The following is a 20,534-nucleotide window of genomic DNA, read 5'->3' on the forward strand; positions in this document are numbered from 1 at the left end:
CTACATCTGGATAAGTTCCACATATGAGCTTCTAACGGTAGCCACAAGCTGCTGTATAGGCATGGACAAGCTGCAGCAAATCATCGCTGACATAATCCGGCTGCTGCTGGGCGTGTGCTACATCCTGCTGAGTTGCATTGCCTGTTAGAACGAGTGCTGTTTTCATCCCATGCTTGCTGCCTAGTCCAATATCTGACGTCATGCTATCACCGACAACGATGCATTCCGATGGCTCAAGTCCAAGCACTGTAAGTGCTGCACCTGCCATCATCGCTGACGGCTTCCCCATTACATGGGATACTTCCACTCCTGTTGCGTGAACGATAGCGCCGATCATTCCAGCAACATCAATACTATCCCCTTGCTCAGTAGGGAACATCTTATCCTCATTTGTTGCAATAATGCGTGCTCCATGTCTTACCGCGCGAAATGCCTTGTTTAGATCCTCGTAGGTCAAGCTCTCATGCAACGTAATTACAAGCCACTTTGCCTCTTCAGGCTCATTAGCGATTACTACGTTATGCGAACGAAGCTCCTCCTCCAAGCCTGGATCACCGAATGGCCAAACTGCTTCTCCGGGATAATGCTTCTGTAAAAATGCAGCGGTCACGGTAGAGCTTAATAATATTCGATCAGCTTCAACATCTAAACCCATGCGATTCAGCTTCTCCCGGCACATTGCTCTTGAATAATTACCACGATTACTTAAGAATACGAACGGTATATGTAGTGATTTAAGTATATTTACAGCCTCAATAGCGCCTGATATCGCTTGCTGTCCCGTATAGACTGTGCCGTCCAGATCGATAATAAACCCTTTAACACTCTCCATATCCCCATCTCCCCTTTACATCGCTTCCTTCAACATGATCAGATAGTCATTCCATGCTGCCTTAAATCATCGGTAAAACAACACCACCGTATATAAATGCAGCAAGTACGACAAGAGCAGGATGAAGCTTCTTGATCGCCATCGCCCACCAAGCTACTGCTGCGATAATAATCGTTTGCAGCCATCCGATATCGACCATCGAGTCCTTGGCCATCTGCCACGTCAATACGACCATCAGCATCGCAATGACGGGTTGCACGAGCAAGCTAATGCCCTTAACTATCTTCGATTCGCGGTGCTTTTGCAGAAGCTTTAACATCACGATTAATGCAATAATCGAAGGCACAATTGTAGCTGCAAGCGCAACAATCGCTCCGACGATCCCTCCCACATCATAGCCAACATAGGCGGCAATTTTCGTAGCGATCGGTCCAGGCAACGCATTGCCTAATGCGATAATATTTGAAAATTCATTGGACGTTTGCCATGCGTATTTGTTAACAACCTCTTCGTATATTAGTGGTATGGATGCAGGGCCGCCTCCATAGCCTAAAATATTTGCGATTAAAAAGCCGAGCAGAAGCCATACAAGCTCAATCCAATCCATTAGGAGCGGCCTCCTTTAAGCTTATGCAGGGTAGCCTTTAAGCGGTAATGTATACTGCCATAGCCTATGAATAGAACAATAACAATGGCAGGATGCAGCTCTACCCACTGCAGCAGCAGTATTGCAATAATAAAAAACGCGATTCCAGCAGCTATACCTAAGCCCTTCACAGCTTTTTCGGCAAATTCATAAGCCATCATGCCCAGCATTACGGCTACAACAGGAACAACTGCACTGATCATGCCTTGAACGATCGGCGAGCTGCTAAAAAATTTAACCATCGACATACAAATAATCATCGCTACCGAAGAAGGAAGAATATGAGCGAGCACAGCGATAATTGCCCCCAGTGTACCTTTTAGGCGATAACCTAAGTAACCAGCCATTTTTGTCGCAATAGGTCCTGGTAACGTATTAGCTAGCACAAATACCTCTGCAAATTCCTCGTCGCTTAGCCAGCCATATTGCTGCACTGCTTCATGGCGAATAAGCGGAACAACGGAAGGGCCACCGCCAAAGCCAATCACACCTGTTTTCATCATGCCCCATATGATTTGCCTGTATTGTCCCATTATGAACTTTCTCCATTCTTGTCACTTTAGCATCTATAGCAGCCCTCTTTTCTCTTAGCTCAAGCTTGACTGCCTCCTTCATTATACAACAGCGATAACACATTTATAGTCGCATAATGAACAAAGTCAGCTGCTGCCACTAATTAGACAGAATAAACATTTTGTCTTAGGTTCATTTTGACGGTATAATCAACAACAGTTTTTACGAACACTGAAAGAGATAGACTGACGGAGGACTATATCGAATGGCTAGACGTTTCATATCCATCCTTTTATCGATCATTGTGCTTACATCGCTGTACTTTTTCATAGATTCAGCAATCAACATCCATAGCACCGTTGCAGAGCTTAATGATCGATCTACAGCTGAGCAAGCAGCAAAAAGAGTTATTCTTATCGCTCAAGAGCTCGATACTCCTTACTGGAAGCTGCTCAAGGAAGGGGCAGCTGAGCAAGCAAAAAGCTATGGTTATATGCTGCAATACGTCGGACCACAGCGCCATGATCCCGATGAGCAGACAAGATTGCTACAAAAAGCTATTGCAGCAAAACCAGATGCAATTATTACACAAGGACTCCAGGGTCAGGAAGCATTATTCGAGCTTGCACAGGACAGTGGCATTGCGATGATTGCGATTGATACAGATGTTGAATCCAGCAGCCGCATCGCTTATGTTGGCACAGACAACGAATTAGCTGGCAAACAGCTAGCACAGCTTATGCTATCAAAGATAAAGCAGAAAGAGCTGCATGTCGGTGTGATCATCGGCAGCTATGCACATAATCAGTCGGAGCGACTTGCAGCGTTTCAAAACGCATTAGCAGACCAGCAGCATATTGAGCTTGTCGAAGTACGCACCTCTAACATCTCACGCTTGCAGGCTGCCGAGATGACCGTTGATCTACTACAGCAATACCCACATATTAATGTATTTGTCGGTCTGAGCGGACTGGATGCAATCGGTATTGTAGACGGTCTTGATGCAGCAGGTCATAAGAATATCGCTGTGTTTGGCTTTGATAATTTGCTCAATACGGAGTCGCTTATTCAGCAGGGTAGAATTGTTGGGAGCATCGTACAACAGCCGGATATCATTGGTCAGCAAGCTATCGAAGTGCTTCATCACTCGATGGAAGGGATGCCCTATGCTGAACAAAACTTTATCTCTACCTACGTTCTTACCGCAGAGCAGCAGAACGAGGTGCAACGATGAAAATTAGAAATATGCTTTTTATCGTCATTCCGCTCCTCTTTCTAATCAATGGAAGTATTAGTTATTTGTTGTTTAGCAGCAGCAATCAGGTCAATACGAGCTACCTCCAGCTACAAGAGCGTTTACTTGTCTATGAACGTTTGAATGAATACATACAGAACCATATTCAGCTTGCAGATCAATGGCTAACGACACATTCTAAGGATGCCTATGACGCTTTTCAGCAAGGTTCCCAGCAGATGAACAATGAGATCCTTCGCTTGAAGGACTATGGCCCGCCTGCCAACGGAATGGTGGATGCCTTAAGCTATCAAGCATTAATTGATGGATATCAAGCGGTGGAGCAATTACTTCTTGCCTCCTCTACGCAAAACACCCTGCTCTACTCATCGTATCTCGATCAAGCAGAGCTGCTATCGGCGTACATTATCGAGGACAGCTATCGCATGATTGGGTTAGAGCTAGAAGCTTATGAAGAACGGTCAGAGGAAATTCGAAGTCAAGTGGCTAAGATGAGGATATCTGGCATGATGCTGCTGATCGGCGTTACATTGCTATGCTTATGGCTCGCTTACAGAATATCAGCTTCCATCTCAGCTCCAATCCGTCAGCTTGCCCAAACTGCAGAAGGCATAGCACAGGGCAATCTTGATCAGCCTGTAGCTCAATATTCGAAGCAAAGTGACTTTTATCGGTTAGGTGCTGCATTCAAGAAAATGCAGCAGCAGCTTAAACAATATATTGCTGCGCAAAAGGAAACACTAGAGAAGGACAAGCAGCTTAAGGAGATGGAGCTAGAGGTGCTTAAAAGTCAGATCAATCCTCATTTCCTCTTCAATTCCTTGAATGTAATGTCTAAGCTTGCGCTTATTGAAGGCGCAGAGCGAACAAGCGATCTAACGGTCGCGATGGCTAATTTGCTTCGCTATAACCTCAAGCAGCTCGATACGCCCGTTCCACTGCGCGATGAGGTGAAGCACGCGAACGATTATTTCTATATTCAACAAGCTCGCTATCGAGATCGAGTAAAATTCGAGACGGATATAGACGAAGAGCAGCTCGATACTACTGTTCCTGTGCTTACGCTGCAGCCGTTGCTAGAAAATATATTTGTACACGGCATAGAGCAGCTTGAGCGCAACGCAGTGATCACGCTGCGCATTTACGGGAACACCGAGTTCACTTGGATTACTATCGAGGATAACGGTATAGGGATGAATGAACATACAAAGGCTCAGCTGCTCGATTATGAGCAAAGGCAGACAGCATCAGCTAAGCAGAGCAAACCACACCAATCTACTGGACTAGGAACTCGTAATGTATTTCGGCGTTTACAGCTCTTATATGGAGCGCAGCACGAGGTTCAGATAGACAGTCGTGAAGGTGAAGGAACATCAATCACACTACGTATCCCGCGTCAGAAGGGAGATTTATAATGTATCGTATATTGATTGTCGATGATGAAGCGCTCGAGCGCGAAGGCATGCGCTGGATTATGACAAATATGATAAAAGAGCCTTTGGATATTATTGAAGCCGAGAACGGAAGAGATGCCATCCAAAAAGCAAGCATTCATAAGCCTCATATTATTTTTATGGACATTCGCATGCCGGGAATGGACGGCCTGCTAGCGCTCCGCTCCATAAAAGCAGAATCACCACAGGTCAAGTTCGTGCTTGTCACAGCCTATGATTATTTTGATTATGCGCAGGAGGCGCTGCGTCTCGGGGCAAACGACTATATCGTTAAGCCTGCCAAGCGGCAGGAAATCACCGCGCTTGTTGAACGCTTGATCGCTGACATCAAGCAGGAGCAAGAGGCAGCAGAAAGCACAAAAGCTCGTGAGCAGCAGCTTGTAGAGCTCATTCCGCTAGTTAAGTCGGAGCTTGCACTTGGCTTAATCGCTGAGACGATTGATGAGCAAGAGCTGCTCAGCATGGCTGACTCTTTGCAGCTGCCGCTTGATCAGGTATGTGCACTCGTTATTGCACTTCCTGACAGTGAGTTGCTAGCCAAGGAGCTTGTACAGCAGGTCAGGACGCTGCAGCTGCAGCTAAAGTCAAGCCGTTATTATAGCTTTAGCAGTACACTGGTGAACGAGCATATTGCACTGTTTCTATCTGGTGATGAATCTATACGCTCCGAGGAGCTACAGGATGAAGCAGAGCGATGGAGCAGTGAACTCATTGACAGCTTTAAGAGCTGTGCGCCGCAGCAGCAAGTCATGATCGGCATCGGATCGAGCCATGAACATATACAAGGTGCCCGGCGTTCCTATTATGAGGCCGTTTTTGCTTCCACTACCGCTACAGGACATCAAGCGAGCAGCAGCTTCCAGCACATTGAGCACCACAGCCCGCAGCCGCTGCTGCAGAACAAGGCCGAGCAATATGCCTATGTTCAGCAAGCAATCAAGCTCATACGACAAGAACGAGAGCAGCACACCTACTCGGTCATTGATGCAGCAATCAGCTATATGAATCGAAACTATAAGCGTGAGCTGTCGCTTGAGGAGGTTGCCGAGCAGGTTCGTCTGAATCCGTACTACTTTAGCAAAGTATTCAAGCAGCAGACTGGAGAAACCTTTATCGATCACATTACGCGCATCCGTATTGAGCATGCTAAGCGTTGGATGAGTCAAAAGGATATTAGCCTAAAGGAAATATGCTATCTTGTTGGCTATAATGACCCCAATTATTTTAGCCGCGTCTTCAAGAAGGTGACTGGTATTACGCCATCTGAATACCGCGCAAAACAATCGTCAACATAAGCTCTTAAAAATGTGCTAGCATTCGACAAATAAGTGAAGATATCTCCTCAGCCAAGCAGCAAAATATCATGCTAGAATAACACTCGACCATGAAAAAAGCATAATCTTGTGCTGGAAGGAGTGTACAATGACATCAACACAACAACAAGCTTCAACACTTAAATTTGTTACACTTATATCTATCGTTGCCGCAATTGGCGGCTTATTATTTGGCTTCGATACTGCCGTTGTATCAGGAGCTATTGGATTTATGGAAGAAAAGTTCGACCTGAATCATTTTCAGGTAGGTTGGGCTGTATCCAGCTTAATCGTCGGCTGTATTGTCGGTGCTGCCTTTGCAGGTGTGCTAAGTGATAAATTCGGTAGAAAGCGCGTGCTCGTTGCTGCCGCTATCTTATTTATTGTTAGCTGTATCGGATCTGCTACACCAGAGAGCTTTAACACGTATATTATTTTCCGTATTATTGGAGGACTTGGCATTGGTATCACCTCTACCCTTTGTCCACTATACAACGCGGAAATCGCTCCGACCAAGTACCGTGGGCGTCTCGTAGCTTTGAATCAGCTAGCTACCGTTACTGGTATATTCCTTGTTTATTTCGTTAACCTATGGATCTCTAATAGTGGGGATTCCGTATGGCAGGTAGAAAGCTCATGGCGCTGGATGTTCGGGGTTGGCGCTATACCTGGACTTATCTTTCTCGTTGCTCTATTCTTTGTACCAGAAAGCCCGCGCTGGCTCGTTAAGCAGGGGCGTCGTGACGAAGCAAATGTCATTCTGAAGAAGATTCACGGAGAAGCGCTTGCTGAACAGGAAATTGTTGATATTGAGCAATCGTTTAAGAAAAAGCAAGGCACATTCTCAGAGCTGTTTAAGAGCCCTACGTTAAGAGCTGCTCTAATTGTTGGTATTGTGCTTGCTGTGATGCAGCAATTCACAGGTATTAACGCTGTAATGTACTACGCTCCTGAGATTTTCAAAGCAGCGGGTGCAGGTACAAACACTGCACTTACGCAAACGATTTTTGTTGGATTTATTAATTTCGTATTCACGATATTAGCGATTTGGCTGATCGATAAAGTCGGTCGCAAGCAGCTGCTCATGTTCGGCTCTGCTGGCATGGCCATTAGTTTGCTCGTTATTTCCTTTGCATTCCAATCTGAGCAAATTAACAGCACGGTTCTATTGATCTTCCTACTGCTTTATGTAGCATCCTTCGCTGTATCATTAGGTCCAGTCGTATGGGTGATCATGTCTGAGATCTTCCCGAACCATGTGCGTGGCATAGCGACTGCTATCGGTTCTATGTCGTTATGGATTGCAGATTATATCGTTTCTCAATCGTTCCCGTCGCTGCTTACATCGATCGGGGCATCACCAACCTTTATTATTTTTGCTGTATTGTCCGTCTTCACGTTCTTCTTCACTTGGAAGAAGGTTCCCGAGACGAAGGATATACCGCTCGAGAAGATCGAAACACTTTGGGCAAAATAATGCTCATGCAGCATACACATTGAATATAGGATGAAGAGGGGCATATGCACTTTTAAAGTGCATATGCCCCTTCTTCATAGAGCCTCCTGCAATACAGTCCTTCTTCATATATTGCTTCTACGTTAACAATACGTATTTCCCAGCTCCCAGCTCATCACAATCCTTGCAGTCATAGCCATATGCTTCAATTGATCGTAGCTGTTGACTTCGCATGACCTCTGCGATGCTTGGCAATCACACCATGGCGCGGTGCTCCAATAAAGCTGATCAAGAAGATAATCCCTGTCGCTAACGCCATTGCTCCTGAGATGGAGGTATCGAGCAAAACTGCCATATAGTAGCCACTAAAGGCTGAAATTATTCCAAAGATGCTACTTAGCACAAGCATAATAGAAAGCTTATCTGTCCATAGGTAAGCAGCAGATGCTGGAGTAATGAGCATCGCAATAACGAGTATCGCACCTACTGCATCAAACGCTGCTACACTTGTAATGGAAACAAGGGACATGAACACATAGTGCATGAGCGTAACTGGTATTCCGATGCTTGCGGCGAATACAGCGTCAAAGGACGTAAGCTTCCATTCCTTATAGAATAGCAATAGAACAGTTAAGATGACGATCAATACAATGACTAGGCTAACAACGGCTTTCGGCACTTCACCTACGAGAGGCAGCAGCACTTTATTCCATGGGATAAACGTAATCTCGCCCATAAGTGAGTGCTGAACATCCAGATGCGCATTCCCTGCCTTCGTCGCAATAAGAATAACACCGATGGCAAACAGCGTTGTAAATACAATACCGATAGAAGCCTCCTGCTGCACACCAAGCTGGTGGAACCATTGTACAAGCACAGCGGTTAACAACCCCGCTACGACCGCGCCGATAAACATATGAATTCCGCTTAGCTGCAGGGTAACTAGATAAGCAACAACGATACCTAGCAGTACCGTATGACTAATCGCATCTGCCATCATCGCCATTCGTCTAAGAATAAGCAGCACACCGACAAGCCCGCAGCTTACACCAACCAATGAAGCGGCAAGGAGAATCCAAGCTGTATAGCTCATCCTCTCCCTCCTTCCACTGCCTGCTCTGCCAGTATTGTATTTTGTCTCTTAAGCTGCGCACGCTTCCGTTGATATAGTATAACTAACAAGCCTTTGCTCGTTCCGAGCAGCAAACTGATGACAAACATCGCTGCGGCGGCTACAACGATAAATGGACCTGTAGGCCAGCCCTTCCCCAGCGTACTGAGTAGCGTGCCGCACACACCCGCTCCTCCACCAAATATTGCAGAGAGCACGAGCATTCGTCCAAAGGAATCTGTCCAATAACGCGCACTCACTGCCGGAATAATCATGAGGGCTGCGATTAATATGACACCTACCGCTTGAATGCCAATAACAATTACGAGCACAAGAAGAGATGTATACAGGATATTCATTGATTTAACGGATAAGCCAAGCCCCTGAGCATAGCTTGGATCGAACAACGCAAGCTTCCATTCCTTAAAAAAAAGATAGACAAGGAAAATCACACTAATGGCTAAAATAGTAAGCAGCATCACATCGCTGCGGACCATTGAGGCCGCCTGCCCGAATATAAAGTTATCAAGCCCGCTCTGACCACCGCCTGGCATACGATTAGCATAGGTGAGCAGCATAATGCCGAGTCCAAAAAATACGGAAAGTACAATGCCCATCGCCGCATCCTCCTTCACTCTGGAGGAGCTTCGAATCCACAGCACAAGCCAAGCTCCGATCAGTGCGCTAATGGCAGCTCCGATCAGCATCGCAGGAAGCTGCTTCGTGCCTACTGCAATAAACCCAAGCACAACGCCAGGCAGCGCAGCGTGAGATAGAGTATCACTCATTAGGCTTTGCCTTTTCCAATAAGACAACACCCCAACCACTCCCGCGGCCATCCCTAGCAGCAAGGTGCTGAGCAGCACCCACTGTGCATTGTAAGACAGAAAATTCATCGTCTACACCTTCTCTCTCATCCAGCGCAATGCACCGCCATACGTACGATGCAGCTGATGATCCGTGAACGTATCAGCTGTCGCGCCGTGCGCAATGACCGTACGATTGAGCAGCAGCACATGATCGAAGTAATCCTCTACTGTCTGCAGGTCATGATGAACGACCATCACCGTTCGGCCTTTCATTTTCAATTGCTGCAGTGTATCCATAATGATACGCTCCGTGGCAGCATCTACACCTGCGAGCGGTTCATCTAAAAAGTAGATTTCTGCATCCTGAACAAGTGCCCTCGCTAGAAACACCCGCTGCTGCTGACCGCCTGACAGCTGACTGATTTGCCGATCAGCATACTGCTCCATACCCATTACACGCAGCGCTTCCATTGCTTGATCGCGATGTGACTTGCGCGGCCGCTTGAGCCATCCGATTCTTCCATATAGCCCCATAAGCACAACGTCTAAGGCATTTGTAGGAAAGTCCCAATCAACGGATCCGCGCTGTGGCACGTAGCCAATTTTTGTTTTTGCGCGTCGATAGGATTGACCTAAAAAGCTAACCTCTCCCGTTGTACGTGGATGCAGCTCCAGCATCGTTTTGATCAAGGTTGATTTCCCTGCACCGTTTGGTCCAACGATACATGTTAACGTACCTGGCATTACCTTGAAGCTGATCTCTGACAGCACCTCGTTTTTGCGATATGCAGCACTTAAATGATTTACCACTATAGCGGCATCCATATTAATCACCCTTACCTGTTAATGCTTTTGATATGGTCTCAACATTATGTGCATACATCCCGATATAGGTTCCTTCCGGCGTTCCTGCGGCTCCCATTGCATCCGAGAATAGCTCTCCGCCAAGCTGAACATCAAGACCATTTTGCTTAGCACCCTCGATGACCGCATTGATGCTGTCTGGATTAATGCTGCTCTCTATAAAGACAGCGGGAACCTGGTGCTCCATTAATATCTCAATGGTGTTCTCAATATCACTTAAGCCGATCTCATCCTCTGTGCTTAACCCTTGCAAACCGATCACGCTAACCCCGTTCGCTGCGCCGAAATATCCAAATGCATCATGAGCCGTAACGAGTATGCGTTTCTCTGATGGAATCTGCATGAGCTTCTGCTTGCTTTCATCCTTCAGCTGATCGAGCTGTGAGAAATATTGATCGCGGCTCGCTTTTAGCTGCTCCTTATGCTCTGGCAAATTAACAATTAGCTCATCAACTGCCGCGCCCAGTGCCGTTTTCCAAAGCTCAATATCAAACCAAATATGTGGATCCTTCGCTCCAGTTTCATCCTTAAGTAAACGCGCTTCCTCTACTGCCTCACCAATCGCAACGACTGATTTACTTTTGCCCATCTCATGGAATACTTCAAGTAGATTCGCCTCAAGATGTAGTCCGTTATAGAAAATTACATCGCTTTTTTCTAGCTTAGCAATATCTCCCGTCGTTGCCTTGTGCAAATGCGGATCAACGCCTGGCCCCATTAAGCTCGTAACGGAAATGAGATCCCCTCCAATGACAGACAGCGGCTCAGCGATTTGAGCGATCGTTGTAACGACGTTTAATTTGCCGTCATTATCAGCATTTTTATTATCTTGACCAGCCTGACAAGCAGATAGCAGCATGACAAGTCCAATAAGCAGCACCACCGTACTACGCAATGTTTTCATTCTCTTCATCCCTTCCAATTAATTTAAACTTAGTATATGATCAATTTTGCTCTAGTGCAACATTTTTTGTTATAGACAAAATTTATAGCCACAAACAATAGTTATAGATTAAAGCAATACTTATGGCTTGAACCAATATAGAACACAAAAAAAAGAGCAGATCCCAATATCAACGACTATTGGTGCCTGCCTTCTATGTGCTATGCACAATCTATTCAATTTTTTTATGTACAAGCTATTCGTCATAATCAGCCAGGATCGGAATTCGCAGTATGCACTGGAAGCCTTGCTGCCTTGCACTTATAAATTTTAGATTGGCGTGTAAACATTCCGCTCTACTATAGATGCCCTTCAATCCAAACTTAGACCAAGCACTCAGATCGATCTCATCCATGCCGTTGCCATCATCACTATAATCAAGCGTATAATAGCTATGATCTTGATAGAGCATTAGCTTCACTCGCCTCGCATCTGCATGTTTTTCAGTATTATGGAGCAGCTCTTGAATAATACGATACACATGAAGCGCTCGCTCTCCTCCTAGTGCGTACTCTGGCCAACTATTCATATAGTCGATCTCTAAATACGTACGAAGCTGCAATCGATCTAGTAAAAACTGCAGCTGACTCTTCAGCTCTCCTTCCGCTAATCTTGGAGCATATTGTGTCTGACAAAATTCACGCAGTAAATAGATACTGCTGGCCTGCTGCTCACGAATACGCATTATTTTTTTTCTAAGCTCCAGCTTATTCGCCATCTCCGGTGTTTCAAGCAGCGCATCAAGCTCACGCAACGCAATGACCTGCTCCTGTAATGCTGTATCGTGCAATTCTCTCGCTAGTTTGATTTTTTCTTGTTCTAGCTGACGCATGTAAACTGTAACCGTTGACTGTTCTTTCTGATTCGTATAAAGATCCTTTAGCATACTTTCACTCTCCAATTCCTCTATCGTATATCATCGCTGCTACCACTCCGTGTATAGCTGCTTTTACTTTTACTCATGTAAACTGCTTATACTTCGTATTAGGTAACTCCTAGCTCGATAAGCTTGTCTATCTTCCTATCTGAAATTCTTATCTCTAGACTGTTGATCAGTATCCCAGATTATGTATATTCATTCGGTTATGCTATAGTATAAGAACTAGAACTGCAAGAACAGATGGACTTATATCGATAGGGAGGAATACGATGATTATTACAACAACTTCAACAATCGAGGGATATCCTGTGAAGCAATACCTAGGTGTAGCAACAGGCGAAGTTATTATGGGGGCTAACGTTGTTCGTGATTTCCTAGCTTCTATCACTGATATTGTAGGTGGTCGCTCCGGAGCATACGAAAGCAAGCTTCAGGAAGCACGCGATGCTGCTATGGCAGAAATGCAGGCCAAGGCTGAAAGAGTTGGTGCGAATGCGATTATTGGTGTAGACATTGATTATGAGGTCATTCGAGAAGGAATGCTCATGGTGGCTGTCAGCGGTACGGCTGTTCGCATTTAAGAAGGGGTTGATCAATTGCCATGATTCATACCTTAACCATTTCTACGCAAAAGCGCGATGCTATGATTGACATTACAAGTCAAGTGAAGCAGTTTGTACGTTCAACCGGAGTGAAGGAAGGACAGGTAATTGTCTATTGTCCTCATACAACAGCAGGAATTACAATCAATGAAAACGCCGACCCAGATGTCGTTATTGATGTACTTCGTCGATTGGATGAACTGTATCCTTGGCACCACGAGCTTGATCGTCATGCAGAAGGAAACACTGCATCCCATCTAAAAGCAATAACGACCGGCTCAAGCGCATCCGTAATTATACATAAAGGCGAGCTAATTCTAGGCATATGGCAGGGCATATATCTCTGCGAGTTTGATGGTCCACGCACTCGGCAGGTAACCATAAAAGTAATGGCTGGTTAAGCACAACCGCTTATGTCTTAGCCTATTAATAACATATCATAGCGGAGCCATTAGCAGTGGCTGTCGTCATATGATGTCGATTTATCATCTTACAATGCATGTTAATCCGCATATGGGCACATATAAGAAAACAGGTGGAAAGGAATCCACCTGTTTTTTTGGCGTTTATAGCGATGTGAAATGAGATAGCACAAACAAGGCCGGAGAGTTCCAATAAATCGTAACCTCATTCGTTGCGTAGCTATCCTCATGATCCGCATAGCAAGCAGCTGGCGCTCGATTCTGAAGATGCTTCGCTGCATATTCATCCTGCAGATTTTTGTTAGGCCCGCCTGATACCATGCCTGGCACAGGAGCATCTACTCCATCTCCTACAGAAGGACGATGATGCGGATGGGTCATCGCAGAATGTCCGTATCCGCTAATGTAGCTTATGCCATTAACGTTCATCCCAAGCAAATAATGCACATGTGCTGCAATAACGCCTTCATAGCGTTGATGTCCTTCGACATGCTGCGCGAACAGCATAAGCATCGCGTGATTCATAACATCCATATTGCTACCCCAGCGATATTGCTCTGGCAGCATGGAGATACTGTAGCCATCCTTACTGCTTACATCAGCAAGCTGATCCGCGCGTGAGGATAATGCTTGCTTCAGCTCACTGACGATTGCTTCCTCCCTCTTATGCTCGCACAGCAAGTAACTCATCGTTCCGTACCCGCCCATATCTGCCCAGCCGAGTGATGTTTTATTGAAGCTGCTTCGCTTTGCATAACGAAGGAAAGCAGCGTGGTATTTATCGTTGCCAGTTGCTCGATATAGCTCAGCAGCGGCCCAGTAACGCTCATCCTCATCCTGCGAATCCCCATACTCTCCCGTACCAACGTCAGATGGATTGCGGAAGCCTTCAACATCCGGATGCTCCTCTAGCCATTGCCAAGCACGCTCAGCTGCCAACAAGCAGCGCTCGGCATAATGCTCATCGTAGGCTGCATAAGCTCTGGCAGCCATCGCCATGGAAGCGGCAAAGCTAGCAGTTGCGGTAGCTGATATCGGCATCGCATATAAATCAGACGTGTCATCCTCAGGCATCATATCTAATGGTGGAAACTGCAATGTTGTCAGCTTATGATATACACCGCCTGTTGCCGCATCCTGCATCTTAAGCATCCAATCGAGCTCAACCTTAACCTCATGAAGCAGATCATCCATGACGTCATTACTTTCCGGAAGGGGTACTTTTCGTTTGAAGGTCTGAGGATATAGCTCATAGGCAAGTAACAGATCGGCAATAGCTTTACCTGCCGCAACGATATACTTGCCGTAATCTCCAGCATCATGCCAGCCTCCTGTACCGTCAAAGGTCAGCTCGGGCTGTCCATGCACATGAACGAGCGAGTGATGACAAGCAGCGTGAGCCCAAGGCCCAGCGTACTCGGAGGTCAACTCTTCACCACAGCGTAAGTAATAGAACGCCTTAAGCACTGCAACCTGAACATCTTCATACACATGCGAAGAGATAGAGAACGGCCAGGAGCTACCTTCCTCTCCTACAATACGATACCTACCCTCACGAGTAACATGAGAGAAGTCAAGCTTGCATACCGTCACTCCACTCGCTTCATCATACTGCTCAGCAGAGCTTTCTCCCTCCCAGATGACCTCCTCTGAGTCGATCGCTACTAAACGGTACTTGCTTTGCTTACCTTGAATCACAGCAAGCTTCGCGTCATTAGGGCGATAGCCAAGCTGGTTAATTGCAATATACTTCTCATTCATCATTCGTGCCTCCTTGTTTTAAGTTACGTATGTATGCGCTCACATAAAGCTGTCTATTAAGATGTAATTCATGCTCATTATTGTAGCACAGCAGCCTTCTATTGTATGTACTATATGGAACCATATGGATTAATGCTAGTCTTATAACATATGATTCATCGATCATGCCATTGCGTTTAATCTCTGCCATATGGCAAAATACATGTAGACTGACCAGCATGTTCATCCTGTCAGCCACTTTCTCGCGGCTGGTACAGCACATCTATCATTTGGAGGTTGAATGAATGAGAACCATGAAGCTTGGAACAACAAATCTTGAAGTCCCAGTTATTGCAGTAGGCTGCATGCGTATTAATTCTTTGGATAAAAATGAAGCAGAGCGCTTCGTACAATCGTCGCTAGAGCTAGGTGCTAATTTCTTCGATCATGCAGATATTTATGGTGGTGGACAATGCGAGTCCATCTTCGCTGATGCGGTACATATGAACGATGATGTTCGTGAAAAGCTGATCCTACAATCCAAATGCGGTATTCGTAAAGGGATGTTTGACTTTTCGAAGGAGCATATCCTTCAATCTGTGGATGGAATACTGCAACGTTTGCGTACGGATTATTTGGACGTATTGCTGCTTCATCGCCCAGATACGCTTGTGGAGCCAGAGGAAGTTGCAGAAGCCTTTGATCAGCTAGAAAGCTCTGGCAAGGTTAGACATTTCGGAGTATCCAACCAAAATCCAATGCAAATTCAGCTATTACAAAAATATGTAAAGCAGCCGCTTGTAGCTAACCAGCTTCAGCTAAGCATTACGAATACAACAATGATTAAACAAGGCTTCAATGTTAATATGGAAAATGAAGCTGCAGTTAATCGTGATGGCAGCATCCTAGATTTCTGTCGCTTGAATGATATTACTATTCAGCCTTGGTCACCTTTCCAATATGGCTTCTTCGAAGGCGTATTCTTAGATAATGAAAAGTTCCCTGAGCTGAATGCTAAAATCAATGAGGTTGCAGCTAAGCACAATGTAAGCAATACAACGATTGCCATTGCATGGCTGCTTCGCCATCCTGCTAAAATGCAGCCTGTTACGGGAACGATGAACATTAGCCGCTTGGCAGATTGCGTTAAAGCAGGTGATGTTACCCTTTCTCGCGAGGACTGGTATGCTATATATTTAGCAGCAGGCAATATTTTGCCATAGCACCAGAACATAAACACTCCCCCTTCTTGGAAGGGGGAGTGTTTGCTTGTATAAGCTAAATATTTGCGGCCATAATGCCCAGCGGGCCATCCTCATCGATGATATCACTAAGCTCATATACCGATATTGGGAAGAATGGAAAACCAAAAACATAGGGAGTCAATTCATATAATTGAAAATACAGCACGAGTGTTTTATCCGCAATATAGAACGATTGGTCTGCAGCTATACCTGTAAAAGGAGACAGTAAACCTATATCTCTCTCCTTAATTTGCTGGGCAACAATCGCTGATAGCCGCTCGACATAAGGACTTGATGGTTTAAACAAATCCTTCAGTGTGTATACTCGGTGCTTACTCATATCAAAAGTTAACGAACGCAATATGGTCATCCCATGAGCTGCCTGCATGCGGTATAAGTAGTTCGATTGCGTCAAGCTAAATATATTGCGCTGATTATTTTTCAGCTCATATTGGCCAATTAATGTGTTAACGGTCGATATATCCCCCGCTACTTGCTCGTCAATCATATCTTGCGCCTGCTTGACAATCATCGTATTAACCGTTCGTTGCCATGCAGGATCGGCTAGGCCAACCACTTCAGGGTAATAGATTACGATTTCTTCACCGGCACGAACAACACGTGTATGAGTCGTAACCGGAAACACCTCAGTCATACGATCCTCCTCACTTTCTTAGTAGCATCGTATTCGATAGGCATTTCACTTGTGTCACTTTCTATAGATCAGAAAAAATTTACAGAAATAACTTCCAATATCTAGTATGATGAGAATGATAAAATATCGAAAGACTGGGAGGCTGACAAATGAACAATCATGAAATCGACTACAAGCTATACGGAGATGACATGCAATTTGTTGAGGTTGAGCTTGATCCGAGTGAAACCGTTATAGCTGAAGCAGGAAGCTTAATGATGATGGATGATCATATCAAGATGGAAACGATTATGGGTGATGGCTCTGATAACAGTCAATCGAGCGGATTCCTTGGTAAAGTGCTTGGTGCTGGTAAACGAATCATTACTGGAGAAAGTCTGTTTATGACGATGTTCACGAACGAGGGCATACATAAGCAGCGAGTATCTTTTGCTTCCCCTTATCCTGGGAAGATTATTCCGATGGACTTAAGCCAGTTACAAGGTAAAGTTATTTGCCAGAAGGATGCATTTTTAGCTGCAGCTAAAGGAGTAAGCGTTGGCGTGGAATTTCAGAGAAAGCTAGGCGTTGGCTTCTTTGGCGGTGAAGGCTTTATTATGCAAAAGCTTGAGGGCGATGGTTTGGCATTTGTTCATGCGGGCGGAACAATTTATGAACGAGTGCTGCAGCCTGGAGAGTCCTTGCGCATTGATACAGGCTGTCTTGTTGCGATGACAAGAGATGTGCAATACGATATCCAAGCAGTTGGGGGAATTAAAACAGCGTTATTCGGAGGAGAAGGATTGTTTTTTGCACGCCTAACTGGTCCTGGTAAGGTGTGGGTTCAATCTCTGCCATTCAGCCGTCTCGCTAGTCGTGTATTCGCTGCTGCACCAGCCTCCAAGGGTGGCGGTGGAAAATCTAAGGGTGAAGGCGGTATTGGCAACGTATTTGATCTGTTTAGCAACTAGAATAATACATCGCCTTTCAAGAGGTATGAAGAGAGTAAGCCCCGCTCTTCAGAGCAGGGCTTACTTGTGCTTACAACGAAATAATAATTTCTAGTTTTTAGCTTTACCTTGAATTTCAGGTACTGGCGGCATATCGTTTTTAGGCATTCGCATTTTATGATTGCTTTCTGTGCCATGCGGTTCTTTAGGGTCTGGTCTTCTCATCCCTTTTTTGGCCATCGTTATCACCTCAAGCTTATTATGTGTGATTATCGACAACTTATACATACAGATAGATCATTATCATTGTTCATGAGGACCGATCAGCTCCGGTCCAGCATTACATTGATTTCTTCCGTTGCGCTTCGCTTCATATAAACGCTGATCCGCCAAGTTGAACAAATCAACCTTATTGTCTGCATCGCTTGGATATGATGCGATGCCTGCCGAGATAGTAATAACATCGCCACACGGGCTTTCTTGTGCACTTATTCGCTTACGAAAGCGTTCTGCTAATTCCAAGGCCTCTTTAATACCTGCTTCCGGAAGCAGGATTACAAATTCCTCACCGCCGTAACGACAACAAACTGTAGATTGCGAAGCAGTCGCTTCCATCATATTGGCCAAGTACTTAAGCACCTCATCTCCAACCGCATGACCATACGTATCATTAATACGCTTGAACAGATCAATATCAACGACAATCAAGGAAAACAACCGCTTTTCCTCAATCCAAGTACCCAGCAGCTTGTCCATCGTACGCCGATTAGTAAGCTGCGTTAATGCATCTGTCTGAGATTCATGGGTCATATGATCGACCTTATCATGCAGGAAGCCTAAGCTGTAAGTAAGAGCTTGCTTTAATTGTATAGCTTCATAATACCAGGCTTTTACTCTAAACAATCGATCCTTTTGATTGTTGCGCGTGCTATCCTCCGTTAGGATAGCCAGTTTTTGAAGCGGCATTGCGATTAGTCGTGAGATTAGAAAGATTAACAGTATGGACAACAACAGCGATGGCAGTGCATTCAATATCATTCGCGTAATCATTTTCTGATTAGCAACAAGCGCTGCATCTGTCGGACGCTGAGATACGATACCCCAGCCAGAGGTCGGCACATAGGAGTAGCCTGCAAGCATGTCGACACCCCTTGTATTAATAACTCTCTGTGCACCGCTGTTAGTATTGATTAGCTCTTGAATGACTGGATTTTGATCAGCGAGATCACCAATCCGATCGTGATCCTCATGGTAAATAATTCTTCCATCCGGATCAACCACATACACATAGGAGCCATCCTCATAGAAATGATCGCCTAACAATTCGTATAACACATTGTCTTCCATTAAATAAATGGTACCGCCAACAAGCCCCAAATATTGCTTCTGCTCGTCGAAAATAGGATAAGAGATAAATATAATATACCGACCAGTTATCCCCTTATAAGGCTTCGAAATAAGTGGCTTCTGCTCTGCAAAAGCCTGTTTTCCACCCTCCGAGTTCAGCGTGTCTCCAATTAGATCTAAGGTATGAGGAGAGGTGGCTAGTATTTCACCGTCTGCTGCTGCAATGATGATGGAATTCAATGTATTCGTCTGGTACTTGAGTCTATTCGCTTCCTCAAGCAGCTGTACTTCTCGATCGTCATCATCACGAAGCATGATAGGTGCTAATAGCTGTGCACTGTATTCAAAGGTGTTCAAGGTCATATTAAAAAACACATCAGTCGTGTTAGAAAGCTTCTGGGCATACACACGGTTAGTTTCTAGCGTGCTATCGATCAGATTTCTTTTATTCATCTCATAACCCGATAGGGTGCTGCTAAAAAAAGTTAAAACAATCGAAATCATGGCGACAGCTAATATTAAATATTTTAATTTTAGAGATAGCTTCATCGATGAACAGAAAGCTCCTTCTTTAATTATGATTGACAATACTATATCACAATTACAGCTTTCGTAATGATTACTTTTTTATAAATAATCTCCCTAGATGCGTTAGATGCCTTAACCCTGTTCATCTATTCTGCCTATACGATTTTATACTTTAATGTGCAGCTTGATAGGTTCAACCCGATAACCCAGCTTGTGGTGCAAGCATATATCTGCTATCTAGACATAGTCCAGCTTGCAACTCGCTGGATCATCTGCTGCTTCTGCTCAGAGAATTGCCGATGTCGATGCCCGTTAGCCCCTGATGGATGAGGAAATCCCCACAGCACATTCCGCTCATCTAGTGTATGCTGCGCAACGAGCATACGCAGAATGCCTTCTACACTTTTTCCTAGCGGTATAACCGGGATGCCCGGCAGCAGCTCAAGCTGCTTGGCCATATGACTTAGCGCATAACGACTTAACTGCTCATGCTTCAGCAGATTAGGCTGTGAGCCCGTATAATTTTTATGCTGTAAAAATGCTGGGTACGGCAGTACAGAGGTTGAATTCAACCAAACTATATGTTGATCAAACAACGTAAAGCAGCTATCAATCCCTAGCTTATCATGTAAATAAAGCTGATCCAGCATATCAATTAAATGTTGGCGCATCGCTCCTGCAAATCGTGCGCTTCGCTTCGCCCTGATGCAGGCTTCCTCGTCACTGAGCCCCGCCTGAATGGCTGCTTGTGCCTCGGATAGCGCTATCTGCATCTGATGAAAGCCAGGTGTTAGCCCTACAATCATTAGCCTGGCATGCTCAAAAATGACATCGTTGTGCGGAGCATAATAGAGATCTAACGGTGCAATGCGTGTCAACATCAAGTCCTCTACAAGCAGCTCTTCCCTAGTTAACGATAGAATGGGTGGCAGGCTCGCAATGGTGTGACGATAGGTCGAAAAGGTATGACTAATGATCATAGCTACTCCTT

General features: G+C 45.1%; 21 protein-coding genes. 8 read left to right on the forward strand and 13 right to left on the reverse strand.

Features of this window, described 5'->3' with window-relative positions; all coding sequences use genetic code 11:
* Positions 1 to 31: 31 nt before the first annotated feature.
* From M3180_RS08095 to chrB, 3 genes are all read right to left on the reverse strand, one after another.
* Positions 32 to 832 carry an HAD-IIA family hydrolase gene (locus M3180_RS08095; protein WP_251666849.1) on the reverse strand — a complete coding sequence of 267 codons (801 nt, stop codon included), beginning with the start codon at positions 830 to 832 and terminating at the stop codon, positions 32 to 34.
* A gap of 61 nt (positions 833 to 893) precedes the next feature.
* A complete protein-coding gene (gene chrA, locus M3180_RS08100; RefSeq protein ID WP_285855667.1) occupies positions 894 to 1,439 on the reverse strand; it encodes a chromate efflux transporter ChrA in 546 nt (181 codons plus the stop codon).
* On the reverse strand, positions 1,439 to 2,011 hold the full coding sequence (gene chrB / locus M3180_RS08105; protein ID WP_251666851.1) for a chromate efflux transporter ChrB: 573 nt from the start codon (positions 2,009 to 2,011) through the stop codon (positions 1,439 to 1,441). The genes chrA and chrB overlap by 1 nt, the downstream gene beginning before the upstream one ends.
* A gap of 245 nt (positions 2,012 to 2,256) precedes the next feature.
* Between chrB and M3180_RS08110 the strand changes: the two genes are divergently transcribed.
* The 4 genes from M3180_RS08110 to M3180_RS08125 all read left to right on the forward strand — a co-directional run bounded on the left by M3180_RS08110 (position 2,257) and on the right by M3180_RS08125 (position 7,490).
* Positions 2,257 to 3,225 (forward strand): substrate-binding domain-containing protein, encoded by a 969-nt coding sequence (locus M3180_RS08110; RefSeq protein ID WP_251666853.1) that lies wholly within the window; start codon positions 2,257 to 2,259, stop codon positions 3,223 to 3,225.
* The gene (locus tag M3180_RS08115) at positions 3,222 to 4,661 is read left to right on the forward strand and encodes a sensor histidine kinase (RefSeq protein WP_251666854.1); all 1,440 of its coding nucleotides are present in this window, start codon (positions 3,222 to 3,224) and stop codon (positions 4,659 to 4,661) included. Before M3180_RS08110 ends, M3180_RS08115 begins: the two co-directional genes overlap by 4 nt.
* Positions 4,661 to 5,995: a response regulator gene (locus M3180_RS08120; RefSeq protein ID WP_251666856.1), complete on the forward strand. Its 1,335-nt coding sequence runs from the start codon at positions 4,661 to 4,663 to the stop codon at positions 5,993 to 5,995. Before M3180_RS08115 ends, M3180_RS08120 begins: the two co-directional genes overlap by 1 nt.
* Positions 5,996 to 6,122: 127 nt before the next feature.
* The gene (locus tag M3180_RS08125; protein WP_251666857.1) at positions 6,123 to 7,490 is read left to right on the forward strand and encodes a sugar porter family MFS transporter; all 1,368 of its coding nucleotides are present in this window, start codon (positions 6,123 to 6,125) and stop codon (positions 7,488 to 7,490) included.
* Positions 7,491 to 7,674: 184 nt separating this feature from the next.
* On the opposite strand, the gene M3180_RS08130 is transcribed toward M3180_RS08125, so the two are convergent.
* The 5 genes from M3180_RS08130 to M3180_RS08150 all read right to left on the reverse strand — a co-directional run bounded on the left by M3180_RS08130 (position 7,675) and on the right by M3180_RS08150 (position 12,082).
* Complete coding sequence (locus tag M3180_RS08130; RefSeq protein ID WP_251666858.1) at positions 7,675 to 8,562, reverse strand: metal ABC transporter permease; 888 nt, start codon at positions 8,560 to 8,562, stop codon at positions 7,675 to 7,677.
* Positions 8,559 to 9,476: a metal ABC transporter permease gene (locus tag M3180_RS08135; RefSeq protein WP_251666859.1), complete on the reverse strand. Its 918-nt coding sequence runs from the start codon at positions 9,474 to 9,476 to the stop codon at positions 8,559 to 8,561. The genes M3180_RS08130 and M3180_RS08135 overlap by 4 nt, the downstream gene beginning before the upstream one ends.
* A gap of 3 nt (positions 9,477 to 9,479) precedes the next feature.
* Entirely contained in the window at positions 9,480 to 10,214 is a 735-nt protein-coding gene (locus tag M3180_RS08140; protein WP_251666860.1) for a metal ABC transporter ATP-binding protein, read from the reverse strand.
* Position 10,215: 1 nt separating this feature from the next.
* Positions 10,216 to 11,166: a metal ABC transporter solute-binding protein, Zn/Mn family gene (locus M3180_RS08145; protein ID WP_251666861.1), complete on the reverse strand. Its 951-nt coding sequence runs from the start codon at positions 11,164 to 11,166 to the stop codon at positions 10,216 to 10,218.
* A 226-nt stretch (positions 11,167 to 11,392) separates the two neighbouring features.
* The gene (locus tag M3180_RS08150; RefSeq protein ID WP_251666863.1) at positions 11,393 to 12,082 is read right to left on the reverse strand and encodes a sensor histidine kinase; all 690 of its coding nucleotides are present in this window, start codon (positions 12,080 to 12,082) and stop codon (positions 11,393 to 11,395) included.
* Between the two features lie 263 nt (positions 12,083 to 12,345).
* On the opposite strand from M3180_RS08150, the gene M3180_RS08155 reads away from it, so the two are divergent.
* A complete protein-coding gene (locus M3180_RS08155; protein WP_251666865.1) occupies positions 12,346 to 12,657 on the forward strand; it encodes a YbjQ family protein in 312 nt (103 codons plus the stop codon).
* Positions 12,658 to 12,677: 20 nt separating this feature from the next.
* On the forward strand, positions 12,678 to 13,079 hold the full coding sequence (locus M3180_RS08160) for a secondary thiamine-phosphate synthase enzyme YjbQ (protein WP_251666867.1): 402 nt from the start codon (positions 12,678 to 12,680) through the stop codon (positions 13,077 to 13,079).
* Positions 13,080 to 13,244: 165 nt separating this feature from the next.
* On the opposite strand, the gene M3180_RS08165 is transcribed toward M3180_RS08160, so the two are convergent.
* Complete coding sequence (locus M3180_RS08165) at positions 13,245 to 14,864, reverse strand: glycoside hydrolase family 9 protein (RefSeq protein WP_251666869.1); 1,620 nt, start codon at positions 14,862 to 14,864, stop codon at positions 13,245 to 13,247.
* A 281-nt stretch (positions 14,865 to 15,145) separates the two neighbouring features.
* Between M3180_RS08165 and M3180_RS08170 the strand changes: the two genes are divergently transcribed.
* Positions 15,146 to 16,063, forward strand: a complete 918-nt coding sequence (locus M3180_RS08170; RefSeq protein WP_251666870.1) for an aldo/keto reductase — start codon at positions 15,146 to 15,148, stop codon at positions 16,061 to 16,063.
* Positions 16,064 to 16,118: 55 nt separating this feature from the next.
* On the opposite strand, the gene M3180_RS08175 is transcribed toward M3180_RS08170, so the two are convergent.
* On the reverse strand, positions 16,119 to 16,739 hold the full coding sequence (locus M3180_RS08175) for a DUF3298 and DUF4163 domain-containing protein (protein ID WP_251666871.1): 621 nt from the start codon (positions 16,737 to 16,739) through the stop codon (positions 16,119 to 16,121).
* Between the two features lie 149 nt (positions 16,740 to 16,888).
* Here M3180_RS08175 and M3180_RS08180 point away from each other — a divergent pair, with 149 nt between their 5' ends.
* Positions 16,889 to 17,689, forward strand: a complete 801-nt coding sequence (locus M3180_RS08180; RefSeq protein ID WP_251666873.1) for a TIGR00266 family protein — start codon at positions 16,889 to 16,891, stop codon at positions 17,687 to 17,689.
* A 90-nt stretch (positions 17,690 to 17,779) separates the two neighbouring features.
* On the opposite strand, the gene M3180_RS22720 is transcribed toward M3180_RS08180, so the two are convergent.
* The 3 genes from M3180_RS22720 to M3180_RS08190 all read right to left on the reverse strand — a co-directional run bounded on the left by M3180_RS22720 (position 17,780) and on the right by M3180_RS08190 (position 20,523).
* Positions 17,780 to 17,908, reverse strand: coding sequence for a hypothetical protein (locus M3180_RS22720; RefSeq protein ID WP_285855668.1), 129 nt, complete (start codon positions 17,906 to 17,908; stop codon positions 17,780 to 17,782).
* A 63-nt stretch (positions 17,909 to 17,971) separates the two neighbouring features.
* Positions 17,972 to 19,468, reverse strand: coding sequence for a sensor domain-containing diguanylate cyclase (locus M3180_RS08185; RefSeq protein WP_251666874.1), 1,497 nt, complete (start codon positions 19,466 to 19,468; stop codon positions 17,972 to 17,974).
* A gap of 308 nt (positions 19,469 to 19,776) precedes the next feature.
* Complete coding sequence (locus M3180_RS08190) at positions 19,777 to 20,523, reverse strand: hypothetical protein (protein ID WP_251666875.1); 747 nt, start codon at positions 20,521 to 20,523, stop codon at positions 19,777 to 19,779.
* Between the last annotated feature and the right edge of the window lie 11 nt (positions 20,524 to 20,534).

It is taken from the genome of Paenibacillus camelliae (assembly GCF_023715345.1).
Lineage (GTDB): Bacteria > Bacillota > Bacilli > Paenibacillales > Paenibacillaceae > Pristimantibacillus > Pristimantibacillus camelliae.

What these genes read in the sequence shown, in the direction of transcription:
- M3180_RS08115 (WP_251666854.1), top strand. Translation starts at nt 3,222, where the DNA reads ATGAAAATTAGAAATATGCTTTTTATCGTCATTCCGCTCCTCTTTCTA.
- M3180_RS08180 (WP_251666873.1), top strand. Translation starts at nt 16,889, where the DNA reads ATGAACAATCATGAAATCGACTACAAGCTATACGGAGATGACATGCAA.
- M3180_RS08160 (WP_251666867.1), top strand. Translation starts at nt 12,678, where the DNA reads ATGATTCATACCTTAACCATTTCTACGCAAAAGCGCGATGCTATGATT.
- M3180_RS08155 (WP_251666865.1), top strand. Translation starts at nt 12,346, where the DNA reads ATGATTATTACAACAACTTCAACAATCGAGGGATATCCTGTGAAGCAA.
- chrA (WP_285855667.1), bottom strand. Translation starts at nt 1,439, where the DNA reads ATGGATTGGATTGAGCTTGTATGGCTTCTGCTCGGCTTTTTAATCGCA.
- M3180_RS08165 (WP_251666869.1), bottom strand. Translation starts at nt 14,864, where the DNA reads ATGATGAATGAGAAGTATATTGCAATTAACCAGCTTGGCTATCGCCCT.
- M3180_RS08125 (WP_251666857.1), top strand. Translation starts at nt 6,123, where the DNA reads ATGACATCAACACAACAACAAGCTTCAACACTTAAATTTGTTACACTT.
- M3180_RS08110 (WP_251666853.1), top strand. Translation starts at nt 2,257, where the DNA reads ATGGCTAGACGTTTCATATCCATCCTTTTATCGATCATTGTGCTTACA.
- M3180_RS08170 (WP_251666870.1), top strand. Translation starts at nt 15,146, where the DNA reads ATGAGAACCATGAAGCTTGGAACAACAAATCTTGAAGTCCCAGTTATT.
- M3180_RS08145 (WP_251666861.1), bottom strand. Translation starts at nt 11,166, where the DNA reads ATGAAGAGAATGAAAACATTGCGTAGTACGGTGGTGCTGCTTATTGGA.
- M3180_RS08135 (WP_251666859.1), bottom strand. Translation starts at nt 9,476, where the DNA reads ATGAATTTTCTGTCTTACAATGCACAGTGGGTGCTGCTCAGCACCTTG.
- M3180_RS22720 (WP_285855668.1), bottom strand. Translation starts at nt 17,908, where the DNA reads ATGGCCAAAAAAGGGATGAGAAGACCAGACCCTAAAGAACCGCATGGC.
- M3180_RS08190 (WP_251666875.1), bottom strand. Translation starts at nt 20,523, where the DNA reads ATGATCATTAGTCATACCTTTTCGACCTATCGTCACACCATTGCGAGC.
- M3180_RS08130 (WP_251666858.1), bottom strand. Translation starts at nt 8,562, where the DNA reads ATGAGCTATACAGCTTGGATTCTCCTTGCCGCTTCATTGGTTGGTGTA.
- M3180_RS08095 (WP_251666849.1), bottom strand. Translation starts at nt 832, where the DNA reads ATGGAGAGTGTTAAAGGGTTTATTATCGATCTGGACGGCACAGTCTAT.
- M3180_RS08140 (WP_251666860.1), bottom strand. Translation starts at nt 10,214, where the DNA reads ATGGATGCCGCTATAGTGGTAAATCATTTAAGTGCTGCATATCGCAAA.
- M3180_RS08185 (WP_251666874.1), bottom strand. Translation starts at nt 19,468, where the DNA reads ATGAATAAAAGAAATCTGATCGATAGCACGCTAGAAACTAACCGTGTG.
- M3180_RS08120 (WP_251666856.1), top strand. Translation starts at nt 4,661, where the DNA reads ATGTATCGTATATTGATTGTCGATGATGAAGCGCTCGAGCGCGAAGGC.
- M3180_RS08150 (WP_251666863.1), bottom strand. Translation starts at nt 12,082, where the DNA reads ATGCTAAAGGATCTTTATACGAATCAGAAAGAACAGTCAACGGTTACA.
- M3180_RS08175 (WP_251666871.1), bottom strand. Translation starts at nt 16,739, where the DNA reads ATGACTGAGGTGTTTCCGGTTACGACTCATACACGTGTTGTTCGTGCC.
- chrB (WP_251666851.1), bottom strand. Translation starts at nt 2,011, where the DNA reads ATGGGACAATACAGGCAAATCATATGGGGCATGATGAAAACAGGTGTG.